Annotated in this window: 13 protein-coding genes; 3 read left to right on the top strand and 10 right to left on the bottom strand. The window is 58.4% G+C overall.

Annotated features, from left to right (window positions below):
* Positions 1-261 precede the first annotated feature (261 nt).
* The gene (locus EPN93_12895; protein TAL33926.1) at positions 262-1,698 is read right to left on the bottom strand and encodes a hypothetical protein; all 1,437 of its coding nucleotides are present in this window, start codon (positions 1,696-1,698) and stop codon (positions 262-264) included.
* A gap of 125 nt (positions 1,699-1,823) precedes the next feature.
* On the opposite strand from EPN93_12895, the gene EPN93_12890 reads away from it, so the two are divergent.
* Both EPN93_12890 and EPN93_12885 read left to right on the top strand, forming a co-directional pair.
* The gene (locus tag EPN93_12890) at positions 1,824-2,264 is read left to right on the top strand and encodes a hypothetical protein (GenBank protein TAL33925.1); all 441 of its coding nucleotides are present in this window, start codon (positions 1,824-1,826) and stop codon (positions 2,262-2,264) included.
* Between the two features lie 67 nt (positions 2,265-2,331).
* Positions 2,332-2,793: an FAD-dependent oxidoreductase gene (locus EPN93_12885; GenBank protein ID TAL33924.1), complete on the top strand. Its 462-nt coding sequence runs from the start codon at positions 2,332-2,334 to the stop codon at positions 2,791-2,793.
* Between the two features lie 3 nt (positions 2,794-2,796).
* On the opposite strand, the gene EPN93_12880 is transcribed toward EPN93_12885, so the two are convergent.
* The 5 genes from EPN93_12880 to lepB form a co-directional block, all read right to left on the bottom strand.
* Positions 2,797-3,900, bottom strand: coding sequence for a M20/M25/M40 family metallo-hydrolase (locus tag EPN93_12880; GenBank protein ID TAL33923.1), 1,104 nt, complete (start codon positions 3,898-3,900; stop codon positions 2,797-2,799).
* Positions 3,901-3,914: 14 nt separating this feature from the next.
* Complete coding sequence (locus tag EPN93_12875; GenBank protein ID TAL33922.1) at positions 3,915-6,479, bottom strand: hypothetical protein; 2,565 nt, start codon at positions 6,477-6,479, stop codon at positions 3,915-3,917.
* A gap of 78 nt (positions 6,480-6,557) precedes the next feature.
* A complete protein-coding gene (locus tag EPN93_12870; protein TAL33921.1) occupies positions 6,558-7,070 on the bottom strand; it encodes a cyclic nucleotide-binding domain-containing protein in 513 nt (170 codons plus the stop codon).
* A complete protein-coding gene (locus tag EPN93_12865) occupies positions 7,067-8,272 on the bottom strand; it encodes a hypothetical protein (GenBank protein TAL33920.1) in 1,206 nt (401 codons plus the stop codon). Before EPN93_12865 ends, EPN93_12870 begins: the two co-directional genes overlap by 4 nt.
* A gap of 18 nt (positions 8,273-8,290) precedes the next feature.
* The gene (lepB, locus tag EPN93_12860; protein ID TAL33919.1) at positions 8,291-8,893 is read right to left on the bottom strand and encodes a signal peptidase I; all 603 of its coding nucleotides are present in this window, start codon (positions 8,891-8,893) and stop codon (positions 8,291-8,293) included.
* A gap of 162 nt (positions 8,894-9,055) precedes the next feature.
* On the opposite strand from lepB, the gene EPN93_12855 reads away from it, so the two are divergent.
* Positions 9,056-10,240 (top strand): pyridoxal phosphate-dependent aminotransferase, encoded by a 1,185-nt coding sequence (locus tag EPN93_12855; GenBank protein ID TAL33918.1) that lies wholly within the window; start codon positions 9,056-9,058, stop codon positions 10,238-10,240.
* Between the two features lie 247 nt (positions 10,241-10,487).
* Here the strand turns inward: EPN93_12855 and EPN93_12850 are convergent, their stop codons facing one another.
* The 4 genes from EPN93_12850 to EPN93_12835 form a co-directional block, all read right to left on the bottom strand.
* Complete coding sequence (locus EPN93_12850; GenBank protein TAL33917.1) at positions 10,488-11,426, bottom strand: class I SAM-dependent methyltransferase; 939 nt, start codon at positions 11,424-11,426, stop codon at positions 10,488-10,490.
* Positions 11,427-11,595: 169 nt separating this feature from the next.
* A complete protein-coding gene (locus EPN93_12845) occupies positions 11,596-12,012 on the bottom strand; it encodes a hypothetical protein (GenBank protein TAL33916.1) in 417 nt (138 codons plus the stop codon).
* Positions 12,013-12,029: 17 nt separating this feature from the next.
* Positions 12,030-12,890 (bottom strand): HDOD domain-containing protein, encoded by an 861-nt coding sequence (locus tag EPN93_12840; GenBank protein ID TAL33915.1) that lies wholly within the window; start codon positions 12,888-12,890, stop codon positions 12,030-12,032.
* A 22-nt stretch (positions 12,891-12,912) separates the two neighbouring features.
* On the bottom strand, positions 12,913-13,392 hold the full coding sequence (locus EPN93_12835; protein ID TAL33914.1) for a chemotaxis protein CheD: 480 nt from the start codon (positions 13,390-13,392) through the stop codon (positions 12,913-12,915).
* Between the last annotated feature and the right edge of the window lie 116 nt (positions 13,393-13,508).

Here is a 13,508-nt window from a genome sequence, read left to right as displayed (position 1 = left end):
AACACTGAGGTTTTGGCACTAAACGTGCTTAATATAAAGTGTGAGCTGGGATCATCCTGGTACACTTTAATTTCCTTCCAAATATTCCGCTAAATTTGCGCGAGGTATTCATCATGAATACCTCTCTTTTTTTATAGGGGCACCCCGTTTTCTTCATCTTGCCATATTCCAATGCCCTGAAAAACAAAATTAGCCGGATCAATTCAGGTATATCGGCGCGGGTTTGATGATTCGTGCGAATCGGCGGATGCCATCGCTTCTTTATGCGCGTCGAATCGTAATTTCTTCCGGAATCTTGTAGGCGGAAAGATTTTCTCTGGCCCATTCGAGCACCGATTCAGCCGTAAGCGCGGAATCCGTTTTTACGAATATCTCGGCCGTCAGACTTTCCGCGAATCGATGATCAGGCAAGTGGGTGATGTGTCCGGAAACCTGGACGTTTTGAATCTCCGGATTGCGGGAAAGGATCCTGGCTACCTCCCGAGGATACACATTGAGCCCCCGACGAATCACCATGTCTTTTTTTCGGCCCGCAATCACGAGATTCGCCTTTGCATCAAAAAAACCAAGGTCCCCGGTATGGAGCCAGCCGTCCGATATCGCTTCCCGAGTGGCCCGTGAATCTTCGAAATATTCCCCTATCACATTGGCGCCCCGCACAAGAATCTCGCCCGGGGTACCTTCGGGGGAGCGCCGATCGGGGGGAAGGATTCGCACCTCGTTATAGGGCATCGCGCGGCCCACCGAACCGGGCGTACTGGGGTTATCGAGATCGTTCCAGGCGACTATGGGAGACGCCTCGGTGAGGCCGTAACCCTGGCGCAGGTCGATGAGATGATGTTCCAGGAGGGAGGCCTGCAGGCCGGATGAGAGAGCCTCCCCGCCGGATATCCAGGCCTTCATTCCCGGGTAGCGCGTGCCGGCCGGCAGCGCCTTCGCCAGGATTTCGTACATCCCGGGAACCCCGCACGCGATGGTAGCCTTCGACAAAAGACCGACGAGGGTGCGCGGAGAAAAACGCTCGATGAGCATAAAAGGAACACCGCTGTACAGCGGAAGTATCAGGGATGAGGTAAGCCCGAAAGAGTGGAAAAAGGGGAGCATGGAGATAAATACGTCGTGTTCATCCACGAGCATCCGGTGAGCCGTTTCGGCGGCGACACGTATTCCTCCATGGGTGAGAAGTGCCCCCTTCGCATTGCCGTCGCTGGCAGAGGTAAAGATGAGCGCCGCGGCCTGTCCCGGCGCGGAACATTCATAATCTTCCAGGGGATGAGTCCCGGCGACTTCTCCGAGAAATCCGCCGGGGGAGGGGCCGTCTATCGTGATGATCGCGCCGGGGGCCATGAAGGGAATCCCGCCCGCCCGGAATTGCCCTTCGAGGGCCCTGGTGGTCACCGCCAGCCTGGGCCGGGCTTTTTCACAATAATATTCGAGCTCGAACCGCCTCGCCGCGGGATTGACGAGCATGGGAATCGCGCCAAGCTGGAGCGCGGCGAAATAAAGGTATACGAATTCAGGCGAGTTTCCGAGCTGCAGGAGGAGACGATCGCCGGCGAGGAGTCCGCGCCCGCGCAGGTTCCCGGCAGTCCGCCTGACGGTTTCCAACGCCTGCCGGTAGCGCACGGGACTTTCCCCGTGGATGAAAAACACGCCATCGGGCCGCTCCTCCCCGTTCCGAATGAGCAGTTCGTATATCGGGGCCGGGCCCCCCTTGCCATTACTTAACGTCGCGCGTTCCTTTTACTTGACTTATGCGGGAGATTAACTATCATTTCCCCGGCTGTCAAGACAATATAGAGCAATAGAAAGTATCGTTCGCCATGATCGTTCTCGTTTTTATTATCATTCTGGAAATTTCTTTCGCCGTACATATCTATTTCCTGAGTTCGTACATATCAAAAAAGGACGAAAAATCGTTCCGCGGTTTCCTATTCACCTCGGTGACCAACATCTTCCTGGGAATATTCCTGTCGGTCTTCATACTCATCAGTCCGCGGGAACTCAAGGAGATCAACCTCGACAGGCTCCTTTTCATAGAATCGGGTCTCATATTTTTCTTCATGCTGTTCGTGAAATACCGCGTCTCGCGGCGCATCTACAGGCGCACGCAGGATCCCGCGCATTTCCATTACTCCTTTTTCGGTAAAAAGGTGATTCACGCGAGCGCCGTCGGGGGCAAAGACGTGATTACCTATTTCATGACCCTGCCGCTCACCCTGATCTGCGGGGCATATTTCGTGGTGAAGCTGGGTTGTAACTAGCCCCGGCGGCCATGTAGTAATATTCCGTCGGGCCAGATAAAAAGGAAGGCGGCGGGCGATACTGGTGATGGAATCGTTGAAGAAGCACGCCCCGGGATTTTCGGACGCCCGCATCAGGAATTTTCACACGTCGCTGGGGACGCGCGAATCGAGAAAAATCATCGGGGCCTATAATCTCACCGAGCACGATATTAAAAACCAGGCCCGTTTCGCGGATTCCATCGCCGTCTGCCCCGAGTTTATCGACGGCTACAACGTGCTGTATATCCCGACGACCGGCAGGTATTTCCAGCTGCCCTACGGCATTATCCTTCCCCAGGGCGTGGACAACCTCCTGGTCGCCGGACGGTGCGTCGCGGGGGACAAGATATCCCATGCCGCGACGCGCCAGATGGTCAGCTGCACGGCTACCGGCCAGGGGGCGGGCGTGGCCGCGGCGCTCGCGGTCAGGGACAGGACGACGCCAAGATATGTGAACATTGCAAAGCTCCAGGCGCAGCTTAAAAAGCAGGGGGTCCGAATCGCGTAGTTCCTAAACCCCGGCAACAAGCGCAAGGGCCAGGCGCCCGGCGCCGACGAGGTCCCGGATCATGATGTACTCGTTCGTGGTGTGCACGTTCATCATGCCCACCGAGAGATTTACCGCCTTTATCCCGGCCTTGTTTATTATGTTGGTGTCGCTCCCGCCGCCGGAGCTCTCGAACGCTGGTTTGCAGCCGATGCTTTTCACCGCTTTTTCCGCCATGCGCACGACGGCGCTGGATTTGTCGAGCGAGAACCCCGAGTATTCCAGACGGCGCTCAAGGCGCGCCTTGGCCCCCGCCGCACGCGCCTTGTCCTTCACCGTCGCGTAAATTTTCGATTCGATCGATGCCAGTTTTTTCCTGTCGATCGATCTTACCTCGATCTTCGCCCAGGCCTCCTGGGCGACGATATTGGTGGCCTTGCCCCCGGATATGAGCCCGATGTTGGCGGTGGTTTGTTTGTCGATGCGCCCGTGGGGGATTGACGAAAGGATGCCTGAAAGCACCCTGATCGCGCTCACGCCTTTTTCGGGTTCCATTCCCGCGTGGGCGGCCTTTCCCTTGATGAAAACTTCGATGGTGGACTGGTATGGCGCCTCGAGGATTATCCGTCCCACGCGGCCGCCGCTGTCCAGCACGAAGGCGAATTTCGAATCGAGATGTGCAAGATTGAAGCCCTTGATCCCGTAGAGCCCGAGCTCCTCGGCGCAGGAAAAGAGGAATTCGACGGGGCCGTGGGGAAGCTTTCGCTCTTGTAGAACGCGCATGGTCTCCAGCAGCGCGGCGACCGCGGCCTTGTCGTCCGATCCCAGGACCGTGCTCCCGTCGGAGGAAATGCGCTGGGGCGTAACCACCGGCTGCACCCTGTCGCAGGGGACGACGGTGTCCATGTGGCACGAGAGCGCGATCCCGCGCGTCCCGGGAACGGTGGCGCCCATGCGCGCGAGCAGGTTGTGCGATTCTCCGCAGGGGAAAAGCTCGTAAGGTATCTCAAGATCGCGAAGAACGCGGGTGATATATTCGATGATCGCGCGCTCCTTCCAGGACGGGGAGGGGATTTTCACGAGGTCCAGGAAAGTGCCGATAAGTCTCTGCCTGTCGATGTCATGCATGGGAGCGTCCTCTGTTACTGGGATTTCGAAAGGTTCGATATGATTCCGGAGTATTCCGTGATGATCTTCTCGCGTTCCTCAAGTGACTCGCCCTCCGCGTAAAGGTGGATGAGGGGATTCGCCGAATCGGGCATGATGAGTATCCATGCCTCTTTGCGCACCACGCGTACCCCGTCCGTGAGCTCCATGCTGGCGCCGGTTCCGTGCGCGGCGGTTGAAAGCGCTTTCATGATCGAGGCCTTCTCCTCCGTGGTGCAGTGCAGGGAAACGGACCGCATGCTTCCCTGGGGAAGGGAGGCCCTGAGCCCTGTAAGGGTGTTCTTCTCGCGCGCGGTGAGTTCGAGAACCAGGAGAAACGCGATCATGGGATCGAATTCGAGCTCGAGGTACGGAAGGCGCTCGTCGCTCGTATTCAGGAAAAGGTCGTCGATACCCTCCGGCTGGCGGAGCTTGGTGCTGGTTCGACGGACGATCCCCCCCTGGGAAGCGCTGATGCGCTCGATGACCGCCGATGCCGTCACCGGGATGCCGATTCCCCGGACCTTCCTGTGCTTGAGGTAGAGAAGACACAGCAGGGCCGCGACGTCGTCGCTCGAAAGGATGGCGCCCGTTTCGTCCACGATGGTGATGTTCTCGCCGTGCGGGCCGAGTATGGCCCCGATCTCGCCGTTTGCGCGCGCCATGCTTACCACGGATTCGATCGCGTTGCGCGCGTCTTTTTTCAGCTCGTCCTCGCTCTGGAATTCCTTGATCTGTCCTCGCAGGGAGGTAAGGGTGCAGCCGAATCGCGCAAGGAGGTCCGGGAGCACGAGCGACGACGCCCCGTTGAAAAAATCCACGATCACGTTGATGCGGCTGTTCCTGAGCGATTCGCGGTCAGCGTAGTTTTCCGCGTTCGCAATATAGGATTCGATATGGTGGATGGGATAGATAAGCCTGCCCACCTCGAACGCGTTCTTGCGCGGATAATCGCCACGGTAGAATATGTTTTCGATCTTTTTCTCGTCCTGGATGGGGATCTGGAATCCGAACTTGTTGAAAAGCTTGATCTGGACGAACTGGAGTCCCGTCATGGGTGCGATATGCACGTATACCCCCATGTCCGCGTTCAGGAATCGGGTCGAGTACCTGTTAATGGGGATCGATTCCACGTCGAGGTCGTACACCTCGACGCCCATGGAGAGGAGCCCCGAAGAGACCGCCCGCTTAATGATGCGCGCGGCCAGCGAGGCGTCCCGGCTTATCACCACGGTCGTAGCCCCGCCCAGGAAGGCCCCAAGGGCGGAACCGAGCTTCGCGCCGAATTCGGGCGTGATCCGGATATTGAAGGAACCGCTTATCCCTTCGCTGCCGAAGAGCGTCTTTTTCTCGGTCTGCCCCCAGATGAGGTCGGCCGTGAGCGTCGCCCCCTGCTCGATTATCTTTTCGGGCCAAACCCTGATCCCGGAGGGAATCTGTACGGCGCTGCCGATCTGGCAGTCGTCGCTCACCACCGCGCCCTCGTAGATGGCGACGCCTTCCCCGAGCACGCAGCGTTTCCCTATGAGCGCGCCGCGCAGGTGGCACTTGGGTCCCACCAGCGTGTTGTGCAGGAGGATGCTCCTTCGTACCGTCGCGTTTTCCTCGATCACGCAGTTGTCGCCCACGACCGAGAATTCCGACACCTCCGCGCCGCGCTTGATGCGCACGAAATTCCCGAGTATGACGGGGCCGCGCAGCACCGCGTTAGGCGCTATTTCGACGTTTCGTCCCACCCAGACGTTGTCCCCGATCTTTTTCCCGGGGAAGTCGATTCCCACGCGGCCCTCGAGAATCGCCTGGTGAACGTCCCTGTACGCTCCCAGGTTTCCCACATCGCACCAGTAGCCTTCCGCGACGTGGCCGTACATGGGAATCCCCAGGCGCTGGAGGATGGGGAAAAGGTCCATGGAGAAATCGAACCTGGTCCCTTCCGGGATATGCTCGTTGATGATTTCGGGCTCTATGATGTACATCCCCGTGTTGACGGTATCGCTGAACACCTCGCTCCAGGCCGGCTTCTCGAGGAATTTATCGATACGGCCGTCCGGGGCGGTGATCACGATGCCGTACTCGGTGGGCTCGGTCACGTGGGTGAGCACGATGGTGAAGGAGGAATTATTCCGTTCGTGAAATTCCCTTACGCGATCGATATCGAAATCCACCACGCCGTCGCCGGAGAGCACGAGCATAGATTCGTGCGCGCGGCCGACGGCCTTCTTCACTCCCCCCGCGGTTCCCATGGGGGATTCCTCCACCGAATAGGAAATGTTCACGTTCCATTCCGAGCCGTCGCCGAAATAGTTCTGGATGTTTTCCGGAAGGTAGAAACAACTGATGACGATGTCGATGATGCCTTTTTTTCGTAAAAGGTTCACGATATGTTCAAGCACCGGTTTGTTGATGACCGGGATCATGGGCTTGGGGCGGTTGCAGGTGAGGGGGCGCAGGCGCGTGCCCTCGCCGCCGGCCATGATGATCGCTTTCACGTGTATGCTCCTGTCGGGATTCCAGGTGAAGGTGATCTTATTTAACGGGCCCGGAAACGGGCTTGTCAACATAAAATCGGGACGATGGGAAAGCACCCGTGCGCATATCCGGTTCGAAACCCGGTACCGACCGGTGAGGCCGCGGTGTGGTTACTGGGACCGCGAGAGCGCGATCGAGAGCGCGGTGGTGAGTTTCAATATATCCCGGTTTCCATTGCGGATGCGGGCGCACAGGATGTTCGCGATGTTGTAGAGTATGACCGATCCGATCAGGGGATGCCTCATTATGAAGCCCTCGAATTCCTTTTTCTCGATTTCGTACAGCACGCAGGGTTCGAATGCCTTCACCGTCGCGGAGCGCGGCTGCTCCTCGAACAGGCTCATTTCCCCCAACATGCCCACCTGCTCGGCCTTGAGACGCACGAGGGATTTTTCCACCTCGCTGTAGCCAAGGCGGTTGCTTGCCTTCATGGTGATCACGTTCGACACGGCCACTTCCCCTTCTATGAAGAAGAACATGCTGTGCCGGTCCTCTTCCTCCTGCATGATGATCTCGCCTTTTTCGAATACGTGGCGAATGCAAATGTCGAGGAGAATCTGCGCCTGGTCGTCCGATATGCCTTTCAGGATGACGATGTTCTTGAATTTATCGAATTCGCTCATGATTTGGACCTCGGTTCGCCTATCATGAGCGCCCGGTCGTTCTCCATGATCACGTAGTCCCAGCCGGGGTTCACCATAACGCCGAGCTGGCCGCCCGTATCGGCGAAAAAATCCTTTTCGGACTCGGCGAACTTCCGCTTGATGAACTCGTCTATGGACGAGGGGTCGCCCGATAGAAAATCGTCAATCGAAAGCTTTTTCGATTCGCTGATAATACCGATCAATATCGCGCCTTCCTTCTCGCGGATGAAGCGGAAGAGATCGTCGAATTTTTTTCCCACCAGGTTCGCGGGTATATCACGGGTGGTGACTTCCTTGCCCATACTGAAATTCATCATTTCCTTGAGCGCCTGCGGCACCCCGGGGTTGAGCGAGGAGTTGATGAGCATAAAGCTGTTGAATTCCCCGGTTACGATGATGCTGTCGACGTTGGTGCGCTTCAGGTACTGCTCGTTCTGCTGGTTCTGGATTTCCACGCTGATGCGCGCGCCGGGATTGAGGGTCGTTATGGTGTAGGCGGCGAGCACCACGCGCTCATCCGCGTTTTTCAGCGTGTTTTCCCCGGACTCGTCGGCGAGTATCACCACCGATTTCGCGCCCTTTATGTTCGCCTTTTCGAGCACCTGTTCGTGGGTGAAATTGCCCCTGATGAATTCAATGCCCAGGAACTTGGTCGCGTAGGTGAATTGTATCTCGTTCATCGCCTCGGTCTCGAGCTCGTTAAGGAGCACCAGGTCGGTCTTTTTCCTGGTCTTCTCGGACTTGATCCGGAACCCGTCCAGCAGCGCGCTGCCGTTCTCGTTCCAGCCGCATATGATTATATGGTCCTTGCTGTTTATTTTTTGCAAACCCCGTCCCTCCTTCAGTTTTCGTTCCACCAGGATTGACGCGATGGTGCCCGAAATGACAATGGTGAGGATCATGCCGGTGAGCATGGTCGTGATCGCGACTATCCTCCCCGCCCAGGTGACCGGATACTTGTCGCCGTATCCCGTGGTGCTGATCGTCACAAATCCCCACCATATGCCATCCCAAATGGAATTGATAAGCGCGTCAGGGCTTGTGCGTTCGAACATGTATATGACCGTGCCGAAAAGGGTCACCACGGCGAAGAGCGAAAGCAGCAGGCGATGCACCCTCTCCTTGCGGAAGGATTCAAGCATTTCGCCCAGGGCGCGGATTTTCTCCTGAAGCCTTTCCATGTTTTTTTCGGTATCCCGCTATCTGTATATCACTCGCCCGATTATCCTGCCCGCTTCCACCGGGCCGAGCGTCCTGCTGTCGAATTCCCGGTCCAGGTTGTCGCAAAGCAGGAACCAGGCCTTCCGGTCGAGCTTCACGGCGGCCATGTTGTCGCGGCCGGAGAAGCTCATCGGGAATACCCTATTATCGGTCGAAAGGGTTTCCCAGGTAAAGGTCATTTTTTCGCCGTTGTTATAGAAGACCTTGTTCCTGACCTCAATTACGGCGCCCTCGCCCGCGATAACCCGCCTGAGGAGCGTTTTGCCGGGCTCCGCGGGGCTTTCAACGAGGACGATATCGCCCTCGCGCGGCGTGACATGCTTGAGCACGTAGACCAGGCGCCCTTGTTCAAGGCCGGGCAGCATGAGGTCATCGCTCACCCGGCAGGGAATGACAAAGGCGCGCGCCACCAGGAAACCCAGGAGGAGCCCCGCTAGAGCGAAGACGGCACGCGCCAGCCTGGGGTATAAAAATATCGGGGAATCCTCTCTGGGGCTCATCGCGTTGCTCCTGTCGCGGGAAATGGAGGCCTCCGGGCGCCGGGCCTCATGATTCAACAATACGGGGAAGTGCGGGTACATCAAGAAGAAAAATGCTTGATTCGCGCCGTCCCGGCCATAAACTTACTTCCTGTGCCGGCGGGGTCCCGGCCTGCTGCAAGCAAGGACGTCTTTTCCGCGTCCCCGCTTAAAAGCGTCGGGCGGCGGCGCGGATACATGTTGATTCGGTATGAGAGGTAAGCGATGACGGTCTCTGCCAGGATAAGGGAATCGATGGAACGGTCCTCCTGGATACGCAGGATGTTCGAGGAGGGCATACGGCTTAAGGCGGAATTCGGGGCGGAGAACGTCTTCGATTTCAGCCTGGGCAACCCCGATCTTCCGCCGCCTGCCGGGTTTGCGGCCGCGGTTAAAGACCTCATCGCCCAGGACACCAGGGGCGCGCACGGCTACATGCCCAACGCGGGTTTTCCCGACGCGCGCGAGGCGATCGCGAAGCGCGTCTCGAAGGACCAGGGGGTGCAGATCGTGGGCTCGCATCTTATCGCGAGCTGCGGTGCCGCGGGGGGCCTTAACGTGGTTCTTAAAACGATCCTCGACCCGGGCGACGAGGTCGTGGTGGTCAAGCCCTACTTCGCGGAATACGGCTTCTATATCGATAATCACGGCGGGAAGATGGTGCTTGCCGCCTCGAACGAAGATTTTTCCCTTAACATGGACGCGATAAAAAAGGCGCTTGGGCCGAAGACGCGCGCCATACTCATCAATTCACCCAACAATCCCACCGGCCGCGTGTACGGTGAGGACGAGATACGGGCGCTTTCCGGGCTGGTGCTCGATCACATGAAGACCGCGGGAAGGGCCGTCTACCTTATAGCCGATGAGCCGTACCGCGAGATCGTGTACGACGGTGTAAAGGTCCCGCCGCTCATGGCGCACTGCAGTCAGGCGATTGTGGTGAGCTCATACTCGAAGACGCTTTCGATCCCCGGCGAGCGTATCGGCTATATCGCCGTGCACCCCGGTATCGCCGACGCGGAATCGCTCCTGAACGGACTCGTGTTCTGCACGCGGATACTCGGGTACGTGAACGCGCCGGCGCTCATGCAGCGCGCGGTCGCGCGGCTCACCGGCGTTTCCGTGGACGTGGAAACCTACAAGAAGCGCCGCGATCTCCTGGTGGGCGGGCTCAAATCGGCCGGGTACGCGTACGCCAGGCCCGACGGCGCGTTCTATATTTTCGCGAAATCGCCCATAGCGGACGACGTGGAGTTCGTGAGGCATTTGCAGAAATCGAACGTGCTGGTGGTGCCGGGGGTGGGATTCGGGGGTCCCGGATATTTCCGTATCGCATACTGTGTCGCGGAGGACGTAATCCGGCGCGCCCTTCCCAAATTCCGGGAGGCGATGGATACCATTAAAAAGTAGCATCGCGCCGGTGGCGCGATTGTTTCGCGCCGCCGGCGCGGGAACACATACAAACATCAAGGAGAGTCAGGATGGCAGAAGAAGCACAAGGCGCCCAGGACGCGAAGGCAAAGAAGTCGAAAAAGGTCAACAGGCTCAGCAAGGATCAGATCGCGAAGAAGATCGACGAGATGGAAAAAGCCAACCAGGTGAAATCCAGGTATTACTTCCACCTCAAGGCGAGACTTAAAGAGATATAGCCCCGTCCCTATTCCTTTACGAGCACCAGGTATTCGTACTTGTAAAGATCCTCGATGAAATGCCTGACGGCCTCGTGCTCGTCCTTCATGGACGCGCGCGAGGTCACGATGAAGCGCACCTCCGGGCTGAACTCGAAATCCAGGAAATCCGCGAAGGGACCGCGGTGCGTCCGGTACCCGTGCGCGCGCGCGATCTGCTCGAGATACGAAAACCGGATCGTGTACTCGTCGTGGCCGCGCAGGCGGATCCGCTCGGGATCGCCGGCCGAGTGCGCGGCGATGAGTCCCGCGAACGATTCGGGGAGCCGGGCCTCGCAACTGTGCTCCGAAAGGTAGACGCAGCGTATCCCCGCGCCGCACAGGCGCTCCACGGCCCGCACCGCCCCCAGGTTGAAGGCGAACTCCCCGGCCGCGGGCCTCTGGAGCCCGTAGCGGGTGAAGTACCCGCGGACCGCCGTGATAATATCGGACCCCGTCCTTTCGCCTTCGAACAGGGCGTGCGTGAGCCCGCAGGCGGTGGGGAAATCCCCCAGGTTTTCATTAAGGATCGCGAGATCGAAGCGGCGCAGGAACGCGCGATCGCAGGCGAAGAAATCCCCCTCGATAAATTCCGCATAACGTCCGAAAAGCGCCTCCCGCTGCCGCGCCAGGAGAAAGGGCGAGATGTCCATCATGCACGCGCGCGCCGCGGGAAGACCGGCGAGAAGGTCGCGCATGAGGCTCCCGTATCCCCCTCCCACCTCGAGCACCGCGCCCACCGCGTCCCACGCGACGAAGCGCGAAAGGAACGCGCGCAGCGCGCCGCCGAACGATGAAGGAACCCGGAGGAATCTCCGGCAGGGGCTGTCTCCCCGGGAGAGCATCTCGCACACCGTGAGCTCCCAGTGAAGCGAGGTGATCTCCTCGCGATGGTACCGCTCGGTGGAGTTCAGGAAATGATCTGTCACCGTTCTCTCCCGTGCGTCGGCATACTTGTGGCGGGATCGCCGGAGAAAAAGCACGGGGGCCGATTCGCACACGTCCGTTTCCCGGCGCCCTCCGCGGCACAACGCGCTTCAAAAAAAATGCATACCGATAGCGATACCACTGGCGTGATCATGGAACCGGTCCGGGCCGTTAAACGATTACGCCTTCGGGCGGGATGCGCCGGGCGTGCAGGATGTAGATGAAATAAAGGATTGCGGCCAGGGCGATGCCCGCCGCGACGCCGATAAGCACGATTCTCCGCTGGCTGGTCGCGGGCAGGAGCGGGAAATTCTGGATCGTGTATTTCAGGCGATAGGTGCGCTGCATGACCGCGTCCTTGAGATCGCGGGCGCGCGTCCGCAATTCCGCGAACGAGAGGTTGTCGAAGAGCCCGGGACGGGCTTCCTTGACATGGGCGATGTCGAACGTGGCGTTCTTGTAGAGCGCGGGATCGTCGGGATTGGCAACGAAGCTCTCCCCGCAGACGCACCGCACGCGAATGGTGCCCTTGTCGATGGGGAAGCGCAAATTTCTCCCGCAGGCGGGACAGCTTTTTATGAGGTTCATGACCCCGGTCCGGGAACCTAGAGCATTTCCCTGGTCTGGTTGACGACCTGGGGGAGGTCCGAATAAAACTGCTCAAGCTCCTTGTTGCTGAGCCCAAGCGCCTTGATCGCGACGTCGGAGAGCTCGTGGTAGAGGCCGTCCGCCCCGATGCCGATGCCGCCCATGAGGCAGATCACGTTGGCAACATGAACGATGGAGACCAGTTCCAGAAATTCCTTGGGCGCCGCGGCGGGATCGTGGTGGAAGCGCACCATCGCCTTGAGCACCTCGGGGAACCTCCACTTGGAAAGAACCTTTTCGCCAATCTCCTGGTGGTCGTAACCCATGATTTCCTTTTCCGCGGAGTCGAAGGTGATTTTTTTCGATTCGGCGGTGGCGAGGATATCCTTGAAGGTGCTCTGCACGAAGAGGGCGAGCACGGTCTTTCCCACATCGTGGATGATGCCGCCGGTAAACGCGACGTCCGCGACCGCTTTCCGGTTTTTCGCGAGGGCGATCCGCTTGGAGAGGATCGCGACCGCAAGCCCGTGCCTCCAGAGCTCGCCGCGCTGGAGGTCGTAACCCTGGATCGCCTTGCTCAGCACCTCGCGCGTCGCGGCGACAATCACGATGTCCTTCACTTCCTTTATTCCCAGCGTCACGATGGCCCTGTCCATCGAGGTGACTTCCTTCCCCTTGCTGAAAAACGCCGAATTACAGAGCTTCAGGATATTGGTGGTTATGGCCTGGTCTTTGGAAATCTCGTCCGCCATGGCCTTGAATGACACGTCCGGATCGTTGACCATGTTGATCACCCGGCTCGCGACGTCCGGGATGGACGGGAGCTGGTCCAGATTGGTTATTATCGCTTCTATGCGTTTCTGTATCTGCTCTTGCATGGGATTTCTCCGGGTTCTATGGTTAAACCTTGTAGTACAGCTTTTCCTCGCCGCCGGCCTTGACCTTGAGCCGGCCGTCCTCGAGGAAAAAGTCGATAACCCTGCCGGAATTCCCTCCGATATCCTCGGCTACCACAGGTATGCCGTGTTTTTCCAGCATCTTCCTGGACTCTTCGACGTTGCGGTCCCCAATCTGGCCGAGCGCGACGTTGCTGTTGAATTTGAACATGGCCGCGCCGCCCGCGAGCTTCGCGGACATGAATTCCTTCTTGCAGCCGTCTTTAAGGAGCCGCTGGACGATGAGCGGGATGGCGGTGTCCGCGTATTTCTCGGGATTGCCGTCGCCGGGGTTGTTGGGGAGAAGGACGTGCGCCAGGCTCCCGACTTTTTTCATCCTGTCGTACACGCAAATGCCCACGCAGCTGCCCAGGATGGTCCTGAGCACCGAGGGATGAACGGCAAATCCAACCTGGGACACGCCCACATTAACCAGTGAATTCATAGGTATACTCTATCGCGAAATATATGATTGACGATCTTTCGGCTGCCTGCCTGCATAGCGGCACTTCGACATTTTGATATACTATATCAAAATGCCAGAACTAAATCAAGGAAGAA

It is taken from the genome of Spirochaetota bacterium (assembly GCA_004297825.1).
In the GTDB taxonomy this organism is placed as follows: Bacteria; Spirochaetota; UBA4802; order UBA4802; family UBA5368; genus FW300-bin19.
Note: the sequence above shows the minus strand (reverse complement) of the source record. Positions and strands in the feature narration are given on the sequence as shown.